General features: G+C 73.4%; 17 protein-coding genes and 2 pseudogenes. 10 read left to right on the top strand and 9 right to left on the bottom strand.

All coding sequences use genetic code 11. From position 1 onward, the window contains the following. Positions 1 to 2: 2 nt before the first annotated feature. The 5 genes and pseudogenes from IE106_RS12270 to IE106_RS30960 form a co-directional block, all read left to right on the top strand. On the top strand, positions 3 to 461 hold the full coding sequence (locus tag IE106_RS12270) for a hypothetical protein (protein ID WP_189532915.1): 459 nt from the start codon (positions 3 to 5) through the stop codon (positions 459 to 461). An 11-nt stretch (positions 462 to 472) separates the two neighbouring features. After that, positions 473 to 2,599, top strand: coding sequence for an FG-GAP-like repeat-containing protein (locus IE106_RS12265; RefSeq protein WP_229840301.1), 2,127 nt, complete (start codon positions 473 to 475; stop codon positions 2,597 to 2,599). A 262-nt stretch (positions 2,600 to 2,861) separates the two neighbouring features. Continuing rightward, positions 2,862 to 3,080, top strand: a complete 219-nt coding sequence (locus IE106_RS12260; RefSeq protein ID WP_189532913.1) for a hypothetical protein — start codon at positions 2,862 to 2,864, stop codon at positions 3,078 to 3,080. A 53-nt stretch (positions 3,081 to 3,133) separates the two neighbouring features. Then, positions 3,134 to 3,370, top strand: coding sequence for a hypothetical protein (locus IE106_RS12255; RefSeq protein ID WP_189533221.1), 237 nt, complete (start codon positions 3,134 to 3,136; stop codon positions 3,368 to 3,370). Continuing rightward, positions 3,283 to 3,630, top strand: a pseudogene (locus tag IE106_RS30960) (hypothetical protein); the annotation flags it as partial. The gene IE106_RS12255 and the pseudogene IE106_RS30960, both read left to right, overlap by 88 nt. Before the next feature lie 156 nt (positions 3,631 to 3,786). Here the strand turns inward: IE106_RS30960 and IE106_RS12245 are convergent. The 3 genes from IE106_RS12245 to IE106_RS12235 all read right to left on the bottom strand — a co-directional run bounded on the left by IE106_RS12245 (position 3,787) and on the right by IE106_RS12235 (position 7,406). Beyond that, on the bottom strand, positions 3,787 to 4,779 hold the full coding sequence (locus IE106_RS12245; RefSeq protein ID WP_189532911.1) for an aldo/keto reductase: 993 nt from the start codon (positions 4,777 to 4,779) through the stop codon (positions 3,787 to 3,789). Between the two features lie 56 nt (positions 4,780 to 4,835). After that, positions 4,836 to 4,940, bottom strand: coding sequence for a helix-turn-helix domain-containing protein (locus IE106_RS12240; protein ID WP_229840300.1), 105 nt, complete (start codon positions 4,938 to 4,940; stop codon positions 4,836 to 4,838). 816 nt (positions 4,941 to 5,756) lie between these two features. Then, positions 5,757 to 7,406, bottom strand: coding sequence for a recombinase family protein (locus IE106_RS12235; protein ID WP_189532909.1), 1,650 nt, complete (start codon positions 7,404 to 7,406; stop codon positions 5,757 to 5,759). A gap of 87 nt (positions 7,407 to 7,493) precedes the next feature. Between IE106_RS12235 and IE106_RS12230 the strand changes: the two are divergent. Continuing rightward, a pseudogene (locus IE106_RS12230) lies at positions 7,494 to 8,351 on the top strand (aldo/keto reductase); the annotation flags it as partial. Between the two features lie 214 nt (positions 8,352 to 8,565). Here the strand turns inward: IE106_RS12230 and thpR are convergent. Genes thpR through IE106_RS12215 form a run of 3 tightly spaced genes read right to left on the bottom strand, consistent with a single transcriptional unit; the run spans position 8,566 to position 11,029 of the window. Beyond that, positions 8,566 to 9,147, bottom strand: coding sequence for an RNA 2',3'-cyclic phosphodiesterase (thpR, locus tag IE106_RS12225; protein WP_189532905.1), 582 nt, complete (start codon positions 9,145 to 9,147; stop codon positions 8,566 to 8,568). A gap of 12 nt (positions 9,148 to 9,159) precedes the next feature. Continuing rightward, positions 9,160 to 10,548: an MFS transporter gene (locus tag IE106_RS12220; protein WP_189532903.1), complete on the bottom strand. Its 1,389-nt coding sequence runs from the start codon at positions 10,546 to 10,548 to the stop codon at positions 9,160 to 9,162. Between the two features lie 28 nt (positions 10,549 to 10,576). Continuing rightward, a complete protein-coding gene (locus IE106_RS12215; protein WP_189532901.1) occupies positions 10,577 to 11,029 on the bottom strand; it encodes a MarR family winged helix-turn-helix transcriptional regulator in 453 nt (150 codons plus the stop codon). A 257-nt stretch (positions 11,030 to 11,286) separates the two neighbouring features. On the opposite strand from IE106_RS12215, the gene IE106_RS12210 reads away from it, so the two are divergent. Beyond that, positions 11,287 to 11,469 (top strand): ribbon-helix-helix protein, CopG family, encoded by a 183-nt coding sequence (locus IE106_RS12210; RefSeq protein ID WP_189532899.1) that lies wholly within the window; start codon positions 11,287 to 11,289, stop codon positions 11,467 to 11,469. On the opposite strand, the gene IE106_RS12205 is transcribed toward IE106_RS12210, so the two are convergent. Then, positions 11,454 to 12,980, bottom strand: a complete 1,527-nt coding sequence (locus IE106_RS12205) for an MFS transporter (protein WP_189532897.1) — start codon at positions 12,978 to 12,980, stop codon at positions 11,454 to 11,456. The two genes, IE106_RS12210 and IE106_RS12205, sit on opposite strands and share 16 nt — an antisense overlap. Positions 12,981 to 13,083: 103 nt before the next feature. Between IE106_RS12205 and IE106_RS12200 the strand changes: the two genes are divergently transcribed. Next, on the top strand, positions 13,084 to 14,013 hold the full coding sequence (locus IE106_RS12200) for a helix-turn-helix domain-containing protein (protein ID WP_189532895.1): 930 nt from the start codon (positions 13,084 to 13,086) through the stop codon (positions 14,011 to 14,013). Here the strand turns inward: IE106_RS12200 and IE106_RS12195 are convergent. Then, positions 13,983 to 15,431 carry an NCS2 family permease gene (locus IE106_RS12195; RefSeq protein WP_189532893.1) on the bottom strand — a complete coding sequence of 483 codons (1,449 nt, stop codon included), beginning with the start codon at positions 15,429 to 15,431 and terminating at the stop codon, positions 13,983 to 13,985. The genes IE106_RS12200 and IE106_RS12195 overlap by 31 nt on opposite strands. 170 nt (positions 15,432 to 15,601) lie before the next feature. On the opposite strand from IE106_RS12195, the gene IE106_RS12190 reads away from it, so the two are divergent. Next, positions 15,602 to 15,868 carry a DUF2530 domain-containing protein gene (locus IE106_RS12190; RefSeq protein WP_189532891.1) on the top strand — a complete coding sequence of 89 codons (267 nt, stop codon included), beginning with the start codon at positions 15,602 to 15,604 and terminating at the stop codon, positions 15,866 to 15,868. A gap of 183 nt (positions 15,869 to 16,051) precedes the next feature. After that, complete coding sequence (locus IE106_RS12185) at positions 16,052 to 18,457, top strand: HAD-IC family P-type ATPase (protein WP_189532889.1); 2,406 nt, start codon at positions 16,052 to 16,054, stop codon at positions 18,455 to 18,457. A 308-nt stretch (positions 18,458 to 18,765) separates the two neighbouring features. On the opposite strand, the gene IE106_RS12180 is transcribed toward IE106_RS12185, so the two are convergent. Beyond that, positions 18,766 to 21,873 (bottom strand): sacsin N-terminal ATP-binding-like domain-containing protein, encoded by a 3,108-nt coding sequence (locus IE106_RS12180; protein ID WP_189532887.1) that lies wholly within the window; start codon positions 21,871 to 21,873, stop codon positions 18,766 to 18,768. Positions 21,874 to 22,023 lie beyond the last annotated feature (150 nt).

Here is a 22,023-nt window from a genome sequence, read left to right as displayed (position 1 = left end):
GCATGGCACACGACGACGTTCTGACGTTCCTCCGGGAACTGGACCGGCTGCACGACCGGCTGGGCCGCCACACCAGTGAGCTGCTGCTCCACACCGACGGCCTCGGCGACGACCGGGAGCTGCTCCACGAGCTCCGCACGGACCGCCGGGACGACGACGCGGTCCGGGTGACCCTGCTGCACCGCTTCGTGGTGCCGCTCGCACCCGGCGGCGAGGAGACCCACGAGGTCGACTTCACCGCGGCCGTCACCGTCGCCGAAGGCTCCTGCACGGCACGCGTCGCCGTCGACGTCCACCTCGACGCGCCCGTCGCGGCGCTCCCGGAGGGCCCCTCGGTCCTCTGGGAGCGCCGTGCCGACGGCGTCGACCTGGACGGCGCCCTGCGGTTCCTGGCCTCGGCCGTCGAGGAGCTGCACGGCCTGGAGGACCCCTTCGGGCCGCTGACCACCCACCACCAGTGAGAGGAACCCCTGTGTTCGGTAGATCCGTCTGGATGACGGGCGTCTTCACGGCCGGTGTCGCCACCGGCCTCCTCGGCACGGCGATACCCGCGAACGCGGTCGTCGGCGCCGCCGTCGCGGACGCCTCGTACGCGTTCACCGCGAACCTGCGGATCGGCGAGGGCGAGCGGACGCGCGCCTGCTCCGGCGCGCTGATCGACTCCTCGTGGGTCCTGACCGCGTCCGCCTGCTTCGCGTCCGACCCGGTCCTCGGCGGCGAGGCCAAGCCAGGCAAGCCCGAGCTGAAGACCGTCGCCACGCTCGGCCGCAACGACCTGGCCGGCACCGGCGGCCACGTCTCCGAGGTCGTCGAGCTCGTACCGCGCGACGGCACCGACCTGGTCCTGGCGCGCCTCGCCACCCCGGCGGCCGGGATCGCGCCCGTACCGCTGGCGTCGACGCCGGTGGCCCAGGGCCAGGCCCTGAAGGCGGCCGGATTCGGCCGTACGAAGACCGAGTGGCGCCCGGACCGGCTCCACGCCGCGTCGTTCGGCGTGGACTCCGTCACGGGCGGCACGCTGAACGTGTCGGGCGCCACGGCGAACGACGCGATCTGCGCCGGCGACACCGGCGGCCCGGTCCTGCGGGAGAGGACCGGAGGTGGCTTCGAGCTCGTCGGCGTCAGCACCCGTTCCTGGCAGGGCGGCTGCTTCGGCACCGACGAGACCCGGACCGGCGCCGTCGCCACCCGCACGGACACGTTCACCTTCGGCTCCCGCCTCGCCGCGGGCGGCCGCCTCCGGGCGGGCGACACGCTCGTCTCGGCGTCGGCCCGCCTCACCCTGCGCGCGGACGGCGACCTCGTCGTCACCTCCCGCGCCGGCAACGTCCTGTGGTCCACCGGCACCGCCGGGTACCCGGGCGCGACCGCCGTGTTCGGCACGGACGGCAACCTCGTCGTCCGCGACGCCGCCGGCACCACCCGGTGGGCGTCCGGCACCAGCGCGGCGGGCGGCACCCTCGTCGTCCAGGACCGCGGCAACGTCGTCGTCCGCGACGCCGCCGGCGCCACGGTGTGGTCCAGCAACACGGTCGTCGACCACGACCAGGACCACGACGGCCGCAGCGACATGACGGCCTGGTACGACTTCGCGGAGGGCACCGACGCGACGTACACCTTCAAGGGCCGGGCGGACGGCAGCCTCAGCGGCCACACCAAGACGTACACGGCCGCCCTGGGCCAGTGGCGCGCCGAGTACATGAAGCGCGTCACCGGCGACTTCACCGGCGACGGCCGCGGCGACCTGGTCCTCGTCCAGGGCTACGGCGACACCAGCGTCAAGATGTTCCTGGCCGCGGGCAAGGCGGACGGCACGTTCGCCGAGCCGGTCCAGGTGTGGGCCGTGGCGCCGAACCACACCACCTTCCACTACACCTACATGACCCCGCAGGCCGGTGACTTCAACGGCGACGGCCGCGACGACGTGGCCCTGTGGAACGTCGACAGGACGACCGGCGTCACCCGGATCTGGACGTTCACCGCGAACGCCTCGGGCGGCTTCGACCGCATGGTCGCGTCCGAGTGGTCCGGCCCGTCCGGCACCTGGGCCCGCGACCGCGCCAAGTTCCTGACCGGCGACTTCAACGGCGACGGCCGCGACGAGCTCGGCGCCTTCTACGGCCAGGGCGACAACACCGTCAAGCAGTACGTCTTCCCGACCACCGCCGCCGGCGTCTTCACCGCCCCGCAGGTCTGGTGGACCGGCCCCGCCGCCACCACCTACGACTGGAACAAGGCCCAGCCGCACGCCGGGGACTTCAACGGCGACCGCCGCGACGACGTGATGTTCTGGTACGACAACGGCAAGACCACCGGCCACACCCTGCTGTCCACCGGCACGGCGTTCGCCGCGCCGAAGCTGACCCTCGGCGGCGACCTGGACACCGCTTCCCTCCAGCTCGTCGTCGGCGACTACAACGGCGACGGACGCGACGACCTCGGCGCCATGTACCACTACGCCGCCACCGGCGTCGTGAGGATGTGGACGTGGACGACGAAGCCGGACGCCGGGTTCAACGGCGCCCTGCTCGGCTGGGAGTCCGCGCCCGGCAGCTTCCTGTACGAGCAGACGAAGTTCGTCCGCCCCTACAGCGGCTGACCGCGAACGACGTCCGACAGGCCGGTACGGGTGCCCCCCGTACCGGCCTGTCGGGCGTCCGCACCCGGCTCCGGGCATGCGGCGGCCCGCCGCCCGGGGCCTGCGGCCGTGCGGGCGTGGCCCTCCGCCGCCGCCCCGATCAGGGACGGTGGACCGGGCGCGGCGCAACTCCCGTTAGCCAGATGGGGTTGTCAGGGTGCCGACTCCGTTCAGGGTACCGACTCTTTGACCACGCTGTGTATGGAATACCAATACGCTGCGTATGGAGGTGCGTGTCATGAAGGAGCGGCTGCGGGCGACGGAGGAGGCGGTGGCCAGGTTGCGGGGCGAGCTGCTCAAGATCGGTGTGGTCCTGCCGTCGCTGCGGGTGGACCCGGTGACGGTGGCGAGCGAGGCGCCGTACCCGCTGGTGGAGCTGGGGCGGTGCAACCTGGACACGGCGGTCCGGCTGGCGGCCGCGCTGGAGGGGGCGCGGAAGTGAGTTCGGCGGACGGCGGCAGGGCCGGTACGGCGGGGAACGGGGCGGCGGGGGACATGGCGGCGGGCGCGGCGGCGGACACGACCCGTGCGGCGGACGCCGGCGCGTACGTGATCGACGCGCGCGACGGGCGGGTGGGCCAGGTGATGGGCCATGTCGGCGGGTACGTGCAGCTGCGGCCACCGGGGGGCGGCCGGGAGTGGGACTGCCCGCCCGACGCGGTGGCCCTCGCCGCGCCGGACGTGGTCCTGCGCGCCCGGGTGCGGGAGCTGAACCGGGCGAGCCTGCGCTAGGCCGCGTCCCCGGAGTCCCGTCCGCCGGTCGGCGCCCGGCACGCACGCTCACCGCGGGGCGGCGCGCCCGGGGGGCCCTTGCCTGGAGTGCGCTCCAAGGCGTTGGCTTGTCTCCCATGAAGTACACGCAGCTCGGACGCACCGGACTCAAGGTCAGCCGACTCGTCCTCGGCACGATGAACTTCGGACCGCAGACGGACGAGGCCGGCAGCCACGCCATCATGGACGCGGCGCTCGACGCCGGCATAAATTTTTTCGACATGGTAGACAGGCGACTTTGAGACCGGGTTGCGCAGGAGCGCATCGCTGATGCTCACCGCTCCTGCGGACCCCGAGTGGATAACGACGAAGCCGCCGCCTCCCACTCGCTTCGAACGCAAGCAGAAGGCGACGGCCCCTCACACAGACCCGCTACCTCACCATGCGAAGGCCTCGGGAGACGGTCCGGGACCGGGGAAGATCTCGTCCAGAGACGTCAGCAGTTCCTCGCTCAGCTCCAGCTCCAGGGCGCGCAGCGCCGAGTCCAGCTGCTCCTGCGTGCGGGGGCCGACGATCGGGCCGGTGACGCCGGGGCGGGTCAGCAGCCAGGCGAGCGCCGCTTCACCGGGCTCCAGGCCGTGCTTGTCGAGGAGGTCCTCGTATGCCTGGATCTGCTCGCGTGTCTTGATGTCCTTGAGCGCGTCGGCAGCGCGGCCGCTCGCCCGGCGCCCCTCCGTGGCCTCCTTCTTGAGGACTCCGCCCAGCAGTCCGCCGTGCAGCGGTGACCAGGGGATGACGCCGAGCCCGTAGTCCTGCGCCGCAGGGATGACCTCCATCTCGGTGCGGCGCTCGGCGAGGTTGTACAGGCACTGCTCGCTGACCAGGCCCATGCGGCCGTGCCGGGCAGCCAGCTCGTTGGCCTGGGCGATCTTGTAGCCGGGAAAGTTGGACGATCCGGCGTAGAGGATCTTGCCCTGCTGGACCAGGACGTCGATCGCCTGCCAGATCTCCTCGAACGGCGTCGACCGGTCGATGTGATGGAACTGGTAGATGTCGATGTAGTCGGTCTGCAGCCGCTTGAGGGAGGCGTCGACGGCCCGGCGGATGTTCACCGCGGAGAGCTTGTCGTGGTTGGGCCAGACGGAGGAGTCGTCCGGGGCCATGTTCCCGTACACCTTGGTGGCGAGGACCGTCCTGTCGCGCCGCCCGCCACCCTGGGCGAACCAAGCACCGATGATCTCCTCGGTGCGACCCTTGTTCTCACCCCACCCATAGACGTTGGCCGTGTCTACAAAGTTCAGACCCGCGTCGAGGGCGGCGTCCATGATGTCGTGGCTGGTTGATTCGTCTGTCTGCGGGCCGAAGTTCATCGTACCGAGGACGAGTCGGCTGACCTTGAGTCCGGTGCGTCCGAGCTGCGTGTACTTCATGGACCACAAGCCAACTGCTTCGAGCCCACTCCAGGCAAGGGCGTCAGGTGCCGCCGTCAGGAGTCGTCTCCGAGGAGCCGGTACAGCGTGGCCCGGGGGACGCCCAGAGCCTTGGCGACGGCGCTGACACTCTCTCCTTTCGCCTTCCTCGCGCGGGCCACGGTCCCACCTTCGATACACGGCCCAGGGGGACGCTGCCGCGCCCCTGCTCACCCTCGCCTTGAAGCAGGCTGCTTCCTTCAGCCGACCCCGACATAGGCTCGACTGCACTTGGGCCACATAGATAAGAGAGGACGCGAGCGTTCCCGCAGTTCGGATGCTGTCTGGGTACACGCCAGGCGTGCTCTGACTACACGGACAGCGTGTACTTGCCGGTCCTGGTGGAGACGGCAGGGAACTGGTGTGCCCTTGACCTCCTGGAACAGGTGGGGAGGGGAGCACGAGGCAGGCGGCCCCGGAACGGGGCGACACGAGGTCCAGCTCCTTGGCGCGGGCCACCGCCTCGCGGGTGCCCTGCTCGGACAGTGGCTTACCTTCCTTGCCCAGCAGTGCGGCCGGCTGGCCGGGGGCGAAGCCCGCGTGTCCGTGCCGGTCTGCCCATCCGATGGCGGCGAAGTGGACGCGGTAGGCGAGCCGGTGCGCAGGGTTCTGCGCCATGCGCCGGTATTCGTGCTGAGGGACACCGCCCCACGGGCGGTCATGGCCGAAGCCGATGGCCACCGGGTGCGGCTCCTTCCTGTGAGGCGCACCCGCGTGCGCCAGTCCCCCGCCGGATGGCGGGACATGTGCCTGCCTTTCTTCGCGGGGGTGGGCCGTGCACGGATGGCGCGGTCTCTCTTCATAGGTGGACGTCCAAACCTTCGGGCCTGGACTCGGTCTCGTGCGGTCGGGAGCGACGGCGGCGACCGGCCGGGCATCTTGCAAACGGGTGGAAGAGCCCTGACCACAGGACCCTCCTCGTCACCTGCAGCTGTCGGTCAGCCTTCGCTGTGGACCGCCGCCATGTTGCGCAGACGCTGCTTGAAGTCCATCGGGATCAGAACCTGAACCCTCCCGACGGGGTGTTGCCACATCCCATCATGGCCATCGGGAGCCATGAGCTGCGCGGCGGTCATCCCGGGAATCGGCTCGGCATGGATGACGGCCCTGACTCCTGCGGCGCGTAGCTCCCTGCCCTTTTCGTGCTGGGTCGACAACGTGCTCCACCGTTCCCGGTAGGTCTCTCCTGTCGGGATCTCCTCCCAGGTGTCCGGGCGCGTGGGCTGCGCGATGAGCTGTTCACGTCGCGCGTCCAACCGTTTGTACGCCTCCCGGTACTCCTGCTTGCCCAGCTCACTGGAGTAGAGGCCCGCCTCGCGGTCCTCCCTCAGGTCCGACAGGGCGCGGTTCACTTCCTCGATGTCGCACGTGTAGTCCACGCCCGGCCGGAAGACCTTCCGGACGATCTCGACGTCTCCGGCAGCGAGGAGGAACGCCTTTTCCACGGCGTCTTCCAGCGTGTGCGCCGCGATGCCCTTGTTTCCGGTCGGACACGGCTTGTGCGTGGTACGGGAGGCGCAGCGGTAGTAGGGCCAGTTGCGACCAGGGCTGAGGTATGCCGGTTCCCCACATGTGCAGAACGCGACCCGGAGCAAGGGCGACCCACCTTTGCGGTTGCCGTTGCGCTTGCTGGTGTTCTCGTCCAGCTTCTTGTTGGCCAGCTCCCACTCCTCGTACGTGATCAGCGGCTCCGCGCGCTGGAGGGGCTGGCCGTCAGCGTCCCGGACGACCCGGCGTCGTGTCGTCTTCTTCCCGTCGACCATCACTTCCTCAGATACCTCCATCTGCCCCAGGATGCAGCGGGAGCGCACGACCTTGGCCGTGTTCGCGGCGGTCCAGCGGCTTCCCTTCGGGGTTTTGCCGCTGCGGATCATCTGAGCGTCGAGTGATGTCGGGGTCTTCGACACGTCCTCGTTGAGCCACTGCGCGATGCTGTTCGCCGACTCGCCCGCGATGAGACGGCGAACGATCTCACGGAGGGTCCCGGCCGTGTCGGTCCCGTAGTCGTCAGGGACGAGCTTCCACCCCTCGCCGGTCTCCTGCTTCTCCTCGCGGTAACCGTACGGAGTGCGGCCGCCGCGCCAGCGCCCCTCCTTCACCAGATGGTTGTACGAGGACTTGGCCCGCGCCTTGATGGCTTCGAGCTCCCCTTCCGCGAAGGACGCGATCAGGCTGAGGAGGAGCTTTCCCATCTGCGTGTTGAGGTTGATCCCGTCCTCGACGGTGGCGACCTCCTTGCCGTTCTTCTCGCACCACTCCAGGAGGGTGTGCACGTGGAGCACGCGTCGCGAGAGACGGTCGATCTTCAGCGCGCAGAGGATGTCGTACTCGTCGGCGCGCGACTCCTCCACCGCGATCCGGTGCTCGATCGCGCTGACCTCCTTTCCGATCGTAGAAGGCAACCACTTGCCGAACTCTGGGCGCTTCCAAGGCTCTAGCCCGCCGGACACGTCGATGTCCTCGACCCATCCCACGACGACGTGCCCCTCCTGGTCGGCCCATCGCTGGATGGACCGACGTTGACGCTCCGGCGATGTGGTCTCGTCCGACACCCTCGACAGACGGACTACACCCAGAACTCTCGCCATGCTCGTTCTCCCTCTCCCCTGTGGCACGCATAGCGCACGAGGGGTGACGGTGTGTGATTCGGGTCATGGCTTCAAAATTGACCTTTGGACATCGCCAACGTCTACGGGTGGGGCGAGAACAAGGGCCGCACCGAGGAGATCATCGGCTCGTGGTTCGCGGGCGACCCCGGCCGCCGCGACAAGGTCGTCCTCGCGACGAAGGTGTACGGGTCGATGGCCGCGGACGGGGAGGTGTGGCCCAACCACGACCGGCTGTCCGCGGTGAACATCCGGCGGGCGGTCGAGGCGAGCCTGAAGCGGCTGAACACCGACCACATCGACCTGTACCAGTTCCACCACATCGACCGCCGGACCCCCTTCGAGGAGATCTGGCAGGCGATCGACGTGCTGGTCCAGCAGGGCAAGGTGCTGTACGCGGGGTCGAGCAACTTCCCCGGCTACAAGATCGCCCAGGCGAACGAGGCGGCCGCGCGGCGCGGCATGGTCGGCCTGGTCAGCGAGCAGTGCCTGTACAACCTGGTGGAGCGGCGCGCCGAGATGGAGGTCATCCCGGCGGCGCAGGACTACGGGCTCGGCGTGATCCCGTGGTCGCCGCTGCACGGCGGGCTGCTGGGCGGGGTCCTGCGCAAGGAGCGCGAGGGCGGCGCGTCGCCGCGCGCCCAGGCGGGCCGGTCCGCCGACGCGCTGAAGAACACCGACGTGCGGGAGCGGATCCAGGCGTACGAGACGCTGCTGGAGAAGCACGGCCTGGAGCCCGGCGAGGTGGCCCTGGCCTGGCTCCTCACCCGCCCGGGTGTCACGGGCCCGATCGTGGGGCCCCGCACGGCGGACCAGATGGCGTCGGCGGTCCGCGCCTCGGAGCTGGACCTCGCGGAGGAGCTGCTCACCGAACTGGACGGCATCTTCCCGGGTCCGGGCCCGTCCCCGGAGGCCTTCGCCTGGTAGGCGGCCCCACGGCGCGAGCCGGGCGCCGGCGAGCCCGGTGCCGCGAGCCGCACGCCGCGAGCCGGGCGTTCCGGGGCGCGGCGGGCGTACGCGCGCGGGCGGCGGCCGGTCGGGTCTACCGACCGGTCGCCGCCGCGACGGCGACGACGGCGAACATCAGGACGAGGATGGCGGCCATGACGCGGTTTCGGGTCTTCGGGTCCACCCTTCGAGGTTAACCGGCGGCCGGACGCGTCCCGCCCAGGGGCCATGTGGCGACCGTCTCGTAGCGGGGCGCCTCACCGGGGAGGCCCGACGTGGGGAGGTTGCTGCGGACCAGGGCCAGCTCCGCCACCTCCCAGCGGCCGCCCTTGAAGCGCTCCAGCTCCGCCACGAACGGCCGCAGGTCCGTGTCGACGCGGCTCCGGGCGAGCGTGAGGTGCGCCTGGTACCGGCGGTGCTCCTCCATCGCGACGCCCGCGCGCCGGGCCGCCGCGTCGGAGCGCTCGGCGAGCAGCCGCAGGTCGTCGAGGCCGCCCGCGGCGCCCGCCCACAGGGCGCGGCGGCCGAACCGCCCGCCCCCGTGGACGCGCAGCGGGAACGGCAGCGTGCGGTGCGCGGCCCGGGCGAGCCGCTCCGACAGCTCCGGCAGCAGGGCCTCGTCCACCTCGCCCATGAACGCCAGCGTGTAGTGCCAGCCGGGGCGGCCCGTCCAGCGCAGCTCGTCCGCGCCCGGCAGTGTCCGCAACCCCTCGACGAGAACGGCCAGTTCCTCGACCGCCGCGGGAGGCGGCAGCACGGCAGCGAAAAGCCTCATGCGGCGAGTCTGTCACGCCGTCGCGGCGAGACGGGCGCGTTCCCGCCGCCCCTCCCGGGGGACGAAGCGCACCTGCGGGTGCCGGACGCGGCGCCCCGGCCGCAGCTCCACGCGCAGCCGCACGCCGACCGCCCGGGACAGCAGCAGGCCGATCACCACCGCGGCGGCCAGCGACACGACCCCGCCCGTCGCGAAGCCGACGCGCGCGCCGTACGTGTCGGTGACCCAGCCCAGCAGCGGCGCGCCCAGCGGCGTGCCACCGGCGAAGACCATCATGTACAGGCTCATCACCCGGCCCCGCATCACCGGGTCCGTCGCGAGCTGCACGAGCGAGTTGGCCGTCACGTTCACGGTCAGGCCGAACATCCCGATCGGCACGAGCAGCAGCGTGAACAGCCAGAAGCTCGGCGTCACCGCCGCGACGACCTCCAGCACGCCGAAGACCGCGGCGGCCCCGACCAGCAGCCGCAGCCGGGAGGTGCCGCGCCGGGCCGACAGCAGGGCGCCCGCGAGGGAGCCGACCGCCATGAGGGTGTTGAGGAGGCCGTACGCGCCGGGGCCGACGTGGAAGACGCCGTCCGCGAAGGCCGTCAGCCAGATCGGGAAGTTGAACCCGAACGTGCCGACGAAGCCGACCAGCGCGATCGGCCAGATCAGGTCGGGCCGCCCCGCGACGTACCGCAGGCCCTCGCGCAGCTGGCCCTTGCCGCGCGGGGCGCGCGCGGACGGGTACAGCTCGGCGGGGCGCATCATCAGCAGCGCCGCCAGCGGCGCCAGGAACGACAGGCCGTTGACCAGGAACGCCCAGCCGCTGCCCACCGAGGCGATCAGCAGACCGGCGACGGCGGGGCCGACGAGGCGGGCGGACTGGAAGTTCGCCGAGTTCAGGCTGACCGCGTTGCGCAGCTGCGCGGGGCCGACCATCTCGGAGACGAACGACTGGCGGGCCGGGTTGTCGACGACGGTGACCATGCCGAGCAGGAACGCCACCAGGTACACGTGCCACACCTGGACGTGCCCGGACAGGGTGAGCGCGGCGAGGGCGATCCCGCACAGGCCGAGGGCGGCCTGGCTGAGGACGAGGAGGCGCCGCTTGGGGCACCGGTCCGCGATCACCCCGCCGTACAGGCCGAACAGCAGCATCGGGAGGAACTGGAGCGCCGTGGTGACGCCGACGGCGGCGGCGGACCCGGTGAGGCTCAGGACCAGCCAGTCCTGGGTGATGCGGGCCATCCACGTCCCCGTGTTGGAGACGATGGCCCCGGTGAAGAAGAGGCGGTAGTTCCGCACCTTCAGCGAGGCGAACGTGCCGCCTGCGGCGCGGTGCGGGGCGCGGGTGGTGGGGTTCGGGGGATGGGGGTTGTGTCCGGGGGCGGAGAGTTCTCCGGTTCCCGTACTCAAAAGCGGTCGCCTCCTCGTCTCGGTCGTCCTACAGGTGCGCGAGCTTCTCCAGTACGGGGGCGGCGGCGCGCAGCTTGGCCCACTCGTCCTCGTCGAGACCTTCGGCCAGGGAGGCCAGCCAGGCGTTCCGCCGGCGGCGGGACTCCTCGAGCATGGCCTCGGCCCGCTCGGTCTGGCTGACCACCTTCTGGCGGCGGTCGTCCGGATGCGGCTCCAGCCTGACCAGTCCCTTGGCCTCCAGCAGGGCGACGATGCGGGTCATCGACGGCGGCTGCACGTGCTCCTTGCGGGCCAGCTCACCGGGGGTGGCCGAGCCGCAGCGGGCGAGGGTGCCGAGCACCGACATCTCGGTCGGGCTCAGCGACTCGTCGACGCGCTGGTGCTTCAGGCGCCGGGACAGCCGGATGACGGCGGAACGGAGCGCGTTCACGGCGGCCGCGTCGGCGTCGTCGCCGGGTCCGCCGCGGGACAGGTCAGGCATGTTCCTTAGCATAACTCATTACCCTGTCTAAAGACCACTCGGGTGGCCCCGTGTCGCCCCGTGGTGAGGGACGTCACCCCTGTCACTCCTGCAACCCGTCACCCGTCACCCGCCGGGGCCCGGGTGCAAGGCCCGCAGCCCGCTCGCGGGGCGGCGGGAGCCCGGTGCGGGCGCCCGTGGGGGCGCGTCACTCGTAGGAGTGATAATCCGACGAAAAGCGGCGCGGGGGCGCCGAGGCTGCCGCGACCCTGTCGGACATGGGATCGACAGTGCTCAGCCTGCGGATGGACGGGGAGTTGCTCGACCGGGTCCGGCAGCACGCGGCGCGGAGCGGGATGAGCGTCCAGGACTACGTCGTCCGGACGCTCGTCCGCGAGGACTTCGACGAGCGCTTCAGCGCGGCCGTCGACGAGACGGAGCGGTTCTACGGCCTGGCGTAGGCCCCGTCGGGGTCCGGGGCCGGGGGCTCGGCGCCGGGGACGGCCGCGCCGCGGGCGGGTTTCGGGATCCAGCGCAGGGCGAGGACGCCGAGCGCGGCGTGGAGGACGGCGGCGGTGGCGGCGACGGCGTGCAGGCCGGCGACGAAGGCGGCCTTCGCCTCACCGATCACCGCGGGCGCCAGGCCGGGGATGCGGAGCGTCTCGTCGAGCGTGCCGGCGAGGTCCGGCCCCCGGAGCCGGAAGACCAGGGCGGCGAGCGAGCCGAGGAGCGCGATGCCGAGGGCGTTGCCGATCTCGTTGGAGGTCTCGGCGATCGCCGCCGCCGACCCGGCGCGTTCCGCGGGGACCGCGGCGACGGCGGTGTCGGCGACGACGCTGAAGGAGACGCCGTAGCCGACGCCGGCGACGACGGTGGACGCGACGTACCAGCCGATCCCGCCGGAGACGCCGGTCGCCAGGAGCAGCAGCAGGCCGGCGGCGACGCAGAAGTGGCAGGTGACGAGCGCGGCCCGCCTGCCGAAGCGCTCCACCAGCGCCGGGGTGAGGACGCAGGTGGCGGTGAGCACGGCGGCGCCCGGCAGCGCGAGGAGGGCCGCCCGGTCCACCTCCAGCCCGAGGACGGACTGGAGGTGGACGCCGGTGAGGTAGGCGGCCGCCGACCACGCCGCCAGGGGCAGGAGCCCGGTGACGACCGCGATCGTGAACACCCGGTCGCGGAAGAGGCGGAAATCGATCAGCGGGTGCTCCAGCCGGCGTTGCCGCCGGACGAACCACGCCAGGGCGGCGACGCCGGCGGCCCCCGTGACGGCCGCGGCCGCCGTCGGCCCCTGCGCGGCGGTGTGCTTGACCGCGTAGGCGGCCGACAGGAGGCCCGCGGCGGAGAGCAGCACGCTCGGGGCGTCGATCCGGCCGGGCCGGGCGGCCCGCACCTCGCGGAGCAGGACCGGGGCCAGGAGCAGGAACAGCACGGCGACGGGGAGGTTGACCAGGAAGACCGACCCCCACCAGAACCTGCCCAACAGCTGCCCGCCGACGACCGGGCCGATCGCGAACCCGGCCGCGAAGGCGGCCGCGAAGACCCCGATCGCCCTCGCCCGCCGGCGCGGGTCGGGGAACAGCTCGCCGAGCACCGCCAGCGCCGACGGCAGCAGGGTGGCCCCGGCCACGCCCATCAGCGCCCGGAAGGCGATCAGCGACTCCGGGCCGGGCGCGAACGCCGCCCCCGCCGAGGCGGCGCCGAACACGGCCGTCCCGGCCATCAGCAGCCTCAGCCTGCCGTACCGGTCGCCGACGGCGCCGAACGCGACGAGCAGGGACCCGACCGCGAACCCGTACACGTCCATGATCCACAGGGCCTGGTCGGCGGTCGGCGCGAGGGCCTCGGTCACCCGGGGCATCGCCAGGAACAGGACCGAGCCGTCCATCGCCACCAGCAGCACCGGGCCGAGCACCACCAGCAGGCCGAGCCACGCGCGCAGGTCGGAGGAGGGGGGAACACGCTGTTCGTTCATGCCCCGACGGTGCGCCGCCCCTCCGCCCGGCAACCAGGCCCGTGCCGTGGGTACACCTCGCAGGGGCACCCTGGGGCGGGCCGCGCCGCCTACGCTCGGGGCCATGGAACTGGAGAGCCTCGGGGCGTACCTCAGGACCCGCCGCGACCGGGTCACGCCCGCCGACGTCGGACTGCGCACCTACGGCACCGCCCGCCGCGTGCCGGGCCTGCGCCGCGAGGAGCTCGCCCAGCTCGCCGGCGTGAGCGTCGGCTACTACACCCGGCTGGAGCAGGACCAGGCCGGCACCGCCTCCCCGCAGGTCCTCGGCGCGCTCGCCCGCGTGCTGCGGCTCGACCCGGCCGAGACGGCCCACCTGCACAACCTGGCCCGGCAGCCCGCCGCCCCCCGCCTGGCCCGCCCCCGGCCCGAGCGGCCGCACCCCCGCGTGCTGGCGCTCCTGGTGTCCCTGGGGGAGGCCGCGCCGGCCGTCGTGCTCGGCCGCCGCGGGGACGTGCTGGCCTGGAACCGCACCGGGCACGCCCTCGTCGCGGAGCACGTCGACTTCGACGCGCCCCGCGACCCCGCGCGCCGGCCGTCCGTCCCCCGGATGTTCTTCCTCGACCCCCACGCCCGCGACCTGCACCGCAACTGGGACGAACTCGCCCGGATCCACGTCGCCTACCTGCGGCTCACGGCGGGCCGGTACCCCACCGACGCGAGGCTGGCCGAACTGATCGGCGAGCTGGCCATGCGCAGCGGCGACTTCGCCGCGCTGTGGGCCAGGGGCGACGTCGCGGACTGCACCGTGGGCACCATGCGCCTGCGGCACCCCACCGCCGGGGAGGTCGACGTGGACTACCAGGTGTGGCTCCAGCCGGACAGCCCCGACCACCGGCTGGAGGTCTACACCCCCGTCGGCGCCGCCTCGGCGGACGCGCTGCGCCTGCTGTCCGCGCGGACGACGGACGGGCGGGAGCCCGGGCGTCCCGGGTTCCCGCCCGTCGGCGAGGAGGCGGGGGCCTACGTGAGGCCCAGGGCCGGCATGGCGTAGTAGAAGACGAACACCGCCGAGACCACGTACATCGCGACCGGCACCTCGCGGCCGCGGCCGGCGGCGAGGCGCAGCACGCTGAACGCGATGAAGCCGATGCCGATGCCGTTCGTGATCGAGTACGTGAACGGCATCATCGTCATGGCGAGGAACGCCGGCACGCCGATGGTGAAGTCGCCCCAGTCGATGTCCTTGACCGACCCGGCGAGGATCAGGAACCCGACCGCGAGCAGGGCGGGCGTCGCCGCCTGCGAGGGGACCATCGTGGCGAGTGGCGTGAGGAACAGCGCCACGCCGAACAGGCCGCCGGTCACCACGGAGGCGAGGCCCGTCCGGGCGCCCTCGCCGACGCCCGCCGTGGACTCCACGAAGCAGGTCGTGGCGGAGGACGAGGTCGCGCCGCCCGTGGCGACGGCGAAGCCGTCCACGAGGAGGACCTTGTTGATGCCGGGGAAGTTGCCGTCCCGGTCCATCAGCTTGGCCTCGTCGCCGACGCCCAGGATCGTGCCCATGGCGTCGAAGAAGCAGGACAGCAGGACGGTGAAGACGAAGAGGCAGCCGGTGAGCAGGCCGACCTTCTCGAAGCCGCCGAACAGGCTGACCTGGCCGAACAGCCCGAAGTCCGGGGTCGCGACGGGGTTGCCCGGCCAGGTCGGGGTGGTCAGGCCCCAGGACGGGACCTCGGCGACGGCGTTCACGATCACCGCGACGACCGTCATGACGACGATCGAGACGAGGATCGCGCCCGGCACCCTGCGGATGATCAGCGCCAGGGTGAGCAGGGTGCCGATCGCGAAGATCAGGACCGGCCAGCCGCCGAGGTGGCCGTCCGCGCCCAGCTGGATCGGGACGGTGGTGTGGGCGGCGTCCGGCATGCGGGAGACGAAGCCGGAGTCGACCAGGCCGATCAGCATGATGAACAGGCCGATGCCGATCGCGATGCCCTTGCGCAGGCCCGCGGGGACGGCGCTCATGACGCGTTCGCGCAGGCCGGTCGCGACGAGGAGCATCACGACGATGCCGGCGAGGACCACCATGCCCATCGCGTCCGCCCACGCCATGCGGGGCGCGAGCTGGAGGGCGACGACGGTGTTGACGCCCAGGCCGGCGGCGAGGGCGATCGGGACGTTGCCGATGACGCCCATGAGCAGCGTGGAGAGCGCCGCGCTGAGCACGGTCGCCGTGACCAGCTCGCCGCCGTCCAGCTGGTGGCCGTACATGTCCTTGGCGCTGCCGAGGATGATCGGGTTCAGCACGATGATGTAGGCCATCGCGAAGAACGTCGCGAAGCCGCCGCGTACCTCACGGCCGATGGTGGAGCCACGCTCCGAGATCTTGAAGAACCGGTCCAGCGCGTTGCTGGAACCGGCCGGCTGCTGCCCGGGCGAAGCCTGGGAAGCGGTGACCGTGGAGGGCATGCGGAACCTCATGGTGCGGGACGGCGGGGGGTGATGTCGGCCGTACGGGGGACCGGTTCGTGCGTTCGCACCAAGAAAACCAGCCAACGGCAAACGTTTTCAGTATGAAGATATAAGTCGAAGATCGCTATCTCCGCGCGTAGACCGGAGGGCCGCTTACGATGTGGGGCATGGCCAAGTGGACCCCCAAGTACGAGGCGCCCGAACCCCTGGAGGGGCCGGTCGTCGCCACCGTGACCGGCGGCACGATCCTTTGGTTCGTCCTCTTCCTGGTGCAGGTCCCCTTCTACGGCTGGTTCGCCGACCGCGACCTCGGCTGGTGGGTGTGGACCTGCCTCGCCGGCGCGGGGCTGGGCCTGATCGGCATCTGGTACGTGCGCCGGCGCGACGCCGCGATCCGGCGCGCCGCCGCCGGCCGCCCCGCCGCCGAGGGCTGACCCCGGGCCGCGCCGCCCGACCCCGGAGCCCGGTCCGGCGCCCGGCCCCGGCTCGGAGCCCGCGCCCGCGTCCGCCCGTGCCCGCGCCCCCGTGGTGCCGTGGGAGGGTCCTCGTCCTACCGGGGTCGGATCTCCCGGCCGTTCGGGGGGTGGCGGCCCGGCTCCGGCCGTACCGTCGGAGGCATGACGCAGCGGGCCAGGACCGAGGACGCGATCGTGGAAGCCGGCGAGGAAGCGGACGCGCCGTACCGGCCCGGCGGGCTGACGGCCGACGAGGTGGCGCGGCGGGTCGAGCGGGGCGAGGTGAACGACGTGCCCGTGCGGTCGTCGCGGTCCGCGGCCGACATCGTCCGGGGCAACGTCCTCACCCGCTTCAACGCCCTCATCGGCGTCCTGTGGGCGGTCATGCTGTTCGTCGCGCCCATCCAGGACAGCCTCTTCGGCTTCGTCATCGTCGCCAACACCGGCATCGGCATCATCCAGGAGCTCCGCGCCAAGAAGACCCTCGACTCCCTCGCCGTCATCGGGGAGGCCAGGCCGACCGTCCGCCGGGACGGGGAGCCCGTCGAGGTGCCCACCTCCGGGATCGTCCTCGGCGACCTCGTCGAACTCGGTCCCGGGGACAAGGTCGTCGTCGACGGCGTCGTCGCCGAGGCCGACGGCCTGGAGGTCGACGAGTCGCTGCTGACCGGCGAGGCCGACCCCGTGCCGAAGCGCCCTGGGGACCCCGTCATGTCCGGCAGCTTCGTCGTCGCCGGCGGCGGCGCCTTCACCACCACCAAGGTCGGCCGCGAGGCCTACGCCGCCCAGCTCGCGGAGGAGGCGTCCCGCTTCACCCTCGTCCACTCCGAGCTGCGCTCGGGGATCTCCACCATCCTCAAGTACGTCACGTGGATGATGGTCCCCACCGCGATCGCCCTCGTCGTCAGCCAGCTCGTCGTCAAGGAGACCGACGTCAGGAACTCCGTGGCCCGGACGGTCGGCGGGATCGTGCCGATGATCCCCGAGGGGCTCGTCCTGCTCACCTCCGTCGCCTTCGCCATCGGCGTCATCCGGCTCGGGCGCAAGCAGTGCCTCGTCCAGGAGCTGCCCGCCATCGAGGGGCTCGCCCGCGTCGACGTCGTCTGCCTCGACAAGACCGGCACGCTCACCGAGGGCGGCATGGACGTCACCGCGCTGCACCTCCTCGACGGGGCCGACGAGGCGTACGTACGGCGGGTCCTCGGCGCCGTCGGGGACTCCGACCCCCGCCCCAACGCCTCCCTCCGGGCCGTCATCGACGCCTACCCTGACAACGACGACTGGCGCTGCACCGAGGCCCTCCCCTTCTCCTCCGCCCGCAAGTACAGCGGCGCCACCTTCAGCGAGGGGGACGGCCAGACCAGCTCCTGGCTCCTCGGCGCCCCCGACGTCCTCCTCCCCGACGGCGACCCCGCCCTCGACGAGACCGACGCGCTCAACCGGCGGGGCCTGCGGGTCCTCCTCCTCGCCCGGGTCAGCGGCGAACTCGACGACCCGCAGATCGCCCGCAAGGCCCGGGCCACCGCCCTCGTCGTCCTCGAACAGCGGCTGCGCCCCGACGCCGCCGACACCCTCGCCTACTTCGCCGACCAGGACGTCGCCGCCAAGGTCATCTCCGGGGACAACGCCGTCTCCGTCGGCGCCGTCGCCGCGAAGCTCGGCCTGCCCGGCGCCGAGCACCCCGTCGACGCCCGGCGCCTCCCCGAGGAGCCCGACGCCATGGCGCGCTCCCTGGAGGACGGCGTCGTCTTCGGGCGGGTCACCCCGCGGCAGAAGCGCGACATGGTCGGCGCCCTCCAGTCCCGCGGCCACACCGTCGCGATGACCGGCGACGGCGTCAACGACGTGCTCGCCCTCAAGGACGCCGACATCGGGGTCAGCATGGGCACCGGCTCCGAGGCCACCCGCGCCGTCGCCCAGATCGTCCTCCTCGACAACAGCTTCGCCACCCTCCCCGCCGTCGTCGCCGAGGGGCGGCGCGTCATCGGCAACATCACGCGCGTCGCCACGCTGTTCCTGACCAAGACCGTGTACTCGGTGCTGCTCGCCGTCCTCGTCGTCGCCGCCCAGGTCGAGTACCCGTTCCTGCCCCGGCACCTGACGCTGCTGTCCACGCTCACCATCGGCGTGCCCGCGTTCTTCCTGGCGCTCGCCCCCAACAAGGAGCGCGCGCAGCCGCACTTCGTACGGCGCGTCATGCGGTACGCCCTCCCGGCCGGGGTCATCGCGGCGGCGGCCACCTTCACCTCGTACCTGCTCGCCGGCCGGTACTACGACGGGCCGGGCGCCCTCGACGCCGAGACCAGCGCGGCCACGCTCACCCTGTTCCTCGTGTCGCTGTGGGTGCTGGCGATCATCGCCCGCCCGTACACGTGGTGGCGGCTGGCGCTGGTCGCGGCGATGGGCGGGGCGTTCCTGCTGGTCCTCGTCGTGCCCTGGCTCCAGCACTTCTTCGCGCTGCGACTGGTGGGCACGACGATGCCGTGGGCGGCGGTCGGCATCGCCGCGGCCGCCGCCGCGCTGCTGGAGGGCGCGTGGCGGTGGGTGGAACGGCGGGTCCCGGCCTGAGCGGCAGGGCCTCGACCTGAGCGGCGGGGCCTCGGCCGGTGCGCCGTCCGGGGCCGGCGTCACCGCCGGGCGGCTCCGGCTCGCGGTGCCCGGCGGCGCGGTACACCGGCTCCACGCGGCCCACCGTGCCCCGCGGCGGGTGCCGTCGCGCGGCCCGCGCCCGTCCCGGCCCGCGCCCGTCCCGGCCCGCGCCCGTCCCGGCCCGCGCCCGACCCGACCCGGCTCGCGCCCGGCAGGTCCGGGCGGCGAGGCCCCGCGCACCGGAGGCCGCGAGGACCGGGCCGCCGGGTGCCGGCGGCCCGTGCCCGTCAGTCGAACCAGCGGTCCCGCGCCAGTTCCTCCGTCCGCGACGGATCCTCCAGCAGCGCCGCCACCTCGAACCGGCGCGGCCACTGCCCCGCCGCCCAGGCCAGCCCCGCCGCCACGCCCTCCAGCGTCGCCGCGTGCAGCGTCCCGTCCGGCGTGATCCGCCAGTCCAGCTCCACCCCGCCGGCCACCAGCTCCTCGTGCTCCACGTACGTCGTCGGGGCCGCCGGGCCCAGCAGCACGCGCACCGCCGCCGGCACCTCGTGCTCCTCGCCCTGCGTCGTCACCTCCGCGACCACGACCTCGCTCAGCCGCCGCACCTGGAGCAGCTCCGCCAGGTCCGCCGCCCGCGACGGCGCCACCGGCAGCAGCGGCAGCCCGCCCGCCGACGGCAGCAGGTCCGGCGCGTCCGCCACCACCGCGTCCGCCGCGTCCACCACCCGCACCTCGCCGTCCACCACGGCCCGCAGCTCGTCCGGCAGCGTCACCTGCTCGGGGTCCAGCTCCGCGAGCGCCGAGTACAGCCCGTGCAGCTGCGCGCCCGTCACCTCCCGGTCCGGGTCCGCGAGCCGCCCCAGCAGCTCCGCCGCGCCGCCCGGCTCGTCCAGCAGGGACGCCACCGACGTGCGCACGCCCAGCGCGCGCAGCACCTGCGCGTCGTCGAAGCCGGTCGTGTCCACCGGCTCGTACAGGCCCTCCAGCAACGGGTCGGCGCCCGCCGCGCGCAGGCCCGCCGGGCGGCGGCCGTCCAGGACCGGGTGGTCGCGCAGCCACCACGCCGTGTACGAGCGGACCGTCTCCGTCGTCCCGTCCGGCAGCAGCACCCGCACCGGCTGCGTCAGCGCGTCCCGCAGCGGCGGCCGGGACAGCAGCGCCAGCGCCCGCGGCCACGCCTCGTCGTCGACCAGGTCCAGGTCCCGCACGGCGACGACCTCCGTGGCGACCGGCGGCACCGGGGTCTCCGGCAGCCGGTCCAGCACGTCCTCGCACCACACGTCCACCGCGTCCAGCAGGCCCACGTCGTCGGGCTCGGCGTAGTCGGAGTCGCGCGGCTCCAGTTCGTCCGGGTCCAGCACCACGTCCGCCGCCCGTACGAGAGCGAAGTCGGCCAGCACCCCGCACGCCGCGAGCGGCTGCTCGCCCCAGCGGGCCGCCAGCTCCGCGTCGCACAGCGCCAGCTCGCCCTCCCGCATCACCGACGCGAACGGGCTGCCCGGCATCACCAGCTCACCGGCCGGGGCCGGCTCCCCGTCCTCGTCGGGCAGCGCCAGCGCGCCCAGCCACGGCTCGTCGCCCGGCTCCAGGCCCGCGTCCCGCACCAGCGCCAGGACGGTCTCCGCCAGCTCCTCGGCGTCCAGGCCGTCCTCGTCCCACACCTCGTCCGCGTCCAGCGACGCCGCGACCGCCGCCCGCACCTGCGGGGTCGTCAGCACGGCGCGGGGGGTCGCCGGGAGGGCGCCCAGCTTCTCCAGGATCGGGTGCGCCGCGTCCGGGTGGGCGACCTTCAGCCCGAGCCGGGCCAGGTCCACGGGGGTGTCCGGCAGCGGCAGGAGGACCTGGCGGGGGCCGATCGTGGTGCGGTTGTCCGCGAGCGGCACCGGCAGGCCGGTCAGCCGGTCCGGGTCGACGCCCGCCAGCGAGTCGTACAGCCGGTGCCACCACTCGGGCGCCCGCTCCGCCCCGGCCAGCCGGTCGATCGCGTCCCCGAGCGGCAGCCGCGCCACGCCCAGCGCCCGCAGTTCCGTGCGGCGCTCCAGGCCGGCGGGCAGCAGCGTCGGCAGCACCTCCGCCAGCACCCGCACGGTCCGGTCGCCGGCGCCCTCGACGACCTCCGCCTCGAACGGGCGCAGCGCCGTCAGCTCCTCGGACGGCGCCGCCGGGGCGAGGAACGGCACCCGGGGCAGGAGCTCCAGGACCGCCCCGCGGATCGCGCCGTCCAGGACGCCCTTGCCGAGCGGGCCCGGCACCAGGTCGATCGTGCCGGTCGACACGGGCCTCCAGGCGGCGAGCAGTTCGGCGTACGCCTCGGCCGCGCGGGCCACCACGAAGTCGGTGAGCGGGCCGGGCGCCGGGTGGCGGCGCGTGGAGTCCAGCGGGAACGACGCGATGAGCAGCGCCGGTACGGTCAGCGGCTCGTCGGTCGGCGTCGGCGCGTGGACGACGGGCGCCGTGTCCGGGCGCGCGGGCGCGCCCTCCCCGTCGACCGGGACGGCCCAGGTGACCGACCAGTGCGGGCGCAGCCGCTCCTCGACGGGGCGGTCCTTCAGCAGCTCCGGCGGGGTCGGCCCGGTGCGGGTGACGGTCCGCCAGCGGGTCGTGCCGCGCGCGGAGTCGTCGACGACCGTGTACTGCTCGTCCCGGCCGCGCGTGAGGGTGCGGGTGCCGGACGGGGTCTCCACGACGATCTCCGCGAGCCCCCGCAGGGTCAGCAGCAGCGCGTCCCCGATCCCGGCGAGGAGCCGCTCCACCAGGTCCACGGCCGCGGCGTCGCGCAGCGGGAGGACGACCACCGTGTCGTACCCGGTGGGCGGCGCGCCCTCGGCGGGCAGCGGCAGCCGCAGCAGCGGTACGTGCCCGTCGCGGCGGCGCAGTTCGTCACCCAGGCCGGGGCTGGCCTTCGCGGCCTCGGCGGCCAGCTCGCGGGCCTCCGCGAGGGACCAGCGCACCCCGCCGTGCCGGCCGATGACCGCCGGCTCGTCGCTCACCGCGAGGACCGCGGCGAAGCCGACGCCGAACCGGCCGACCGCGCCCTCGTGCCCCTCGCGCTTCGCGGACGCGCGGAGCGTGGACAGCGACTCCACGCCCGTCGCGTCCAGCGGGGCGCCCGTGTTGGCCGCGGCGAGCACGGCCGGGCCGTCCGCGTCGGCCGGGTGCAGGGTGAGCCGCAGGCGGCCCGGGACGCCGGCGCGGGCGGCGGCGTCGGCGGCGTTCTGCGCCAGCTCGACGACCAGCCGGTCGCGGTAGCCGCCGAGGCTCAGCTCCTCCTCGGCGTTGGCGTCCTCCCGGAACCGCGCGGGGCCGGCGCCCCACGCGTCGAGCACTCCGCGCCGCAGCCGCGCGGTCCCGAACGGGTCGGTGCCCTCGCCCGCCGCCGTCGCCCTCACGCTCACGATGTGCTCCGCTCTCCTCGACGTACGAACCGGTCTGCGGCCGAAGGTACCGCGCACTCCCCCGTCCCCCTGAACGCCCAGGTCAACGGGGGTGCGCAGGGGTCACGGGAAAGTTCCCGAAAAACTTCTGAAGTCACCTGCAACCCCCGG

Origin of the sequence: Streptomyces roseolilacinus, assembly GCF_014649335.1 — a bacterium.
GTDB lineage: Bacteria > Actinomycetota > Actinomycetes > Streptomycetales > Streptomycetaceae > Streptomyces > Streptomyces roseolilacinus.
The sequence above is the reverse complement of the archived record's forward strand: the minus strand, read 5'-3'. Positions and strand labels throughout refer to the sequence as shown.

Coding starts and splice junctions, on each gene's coding strand:
- IE106_RS12270 (WP_189532915.1), top strand. CDS start 3: ATGGCACACGACGACGTTCTGACGTTCCTCCGGGAACTGGACCGGCTG.
- IE106_RS12260 (WP_189532913.1), top strand. CDS start 2,862: ATGGAGGTGCGTGTCATGAAGGAGCGGCTGCGGGCGACGGAGGAGGCG.
- IE106_RS12255 (WP_189533221.1), top strand. CDS start 3,134: ATGGCGGCGGGCGCGGCGGCGGACACGACCCGTGCGGCGGACGCCGGC.
- IE106_RS12245 (WP_189532911.1), bottom strand. CDS start 4,779: ATGAAGTACACGCAGCTCGGACGCACCGGACTCAAGGTCAGCCGACTC.
- IE106_RS12235 (WP_189532909.1), bottom strand. CDS start 7,406: ATGGCGAGAGTTCTGGGTGTAGTCCGTCTGTCGAGGGTGTCGGACGAG.
- thpR (WP_189532905.1), bottom strand. CDS start 9,147: ATGAGGCTTTTCGCTGCCGTGCTGCCGCCTCCCGCGGCGGTCGAGGAA.
- IE106_RS12215 (WP_189532901.1), bottom strand. CDS start 11,029: ATGCCTGACCTGTCCCGCGGCGGACCCGGCGACGACGCCGACGCGGCC.
- IE106_RS12210 (WP_189532899.1), top strand. CDS start 11,287: ATGGGATCGACAGTGCTCAGCCTGCGGATGGACGGGGAGTTGCTCGAC.
- IE106_RS12205 (WP_189532897.1), bottom strand. CDS start 12,980: ATGAACGAACAGCGTGTTCCCCCCTCCTCCGACCTGCGCGCGTGGCTC.
- IE106_RS12200 (WP_189532895.1), top strand. CDS start 13,084: ATGGAACTGGAGAGCCTCGGGGCGTACCTCAGGACCCGCCGCGACCGG.
- IE106_RS12195 (WP_189532893.1), bottom strand. CDS start 15,431: ATGCCCTCCACGGTCACCGCTTCCCAGGCTTCGCCCGGGCAGCAGCCG.
- IE106_RS12190 (WP_189532891.1), top strand. CDS start 15,602: ATGGCCAAGTGGACCCCCAAGTACGAGGCGCCCGAACCCCTGGAGGGG.
- IE106_RS12185 (WP_189532889.1), top strand. CDS start 16,052: ATGACGCAGCGGGCCAGGACCGAGGACGCGATCGTGGAAGCCGGCGAG.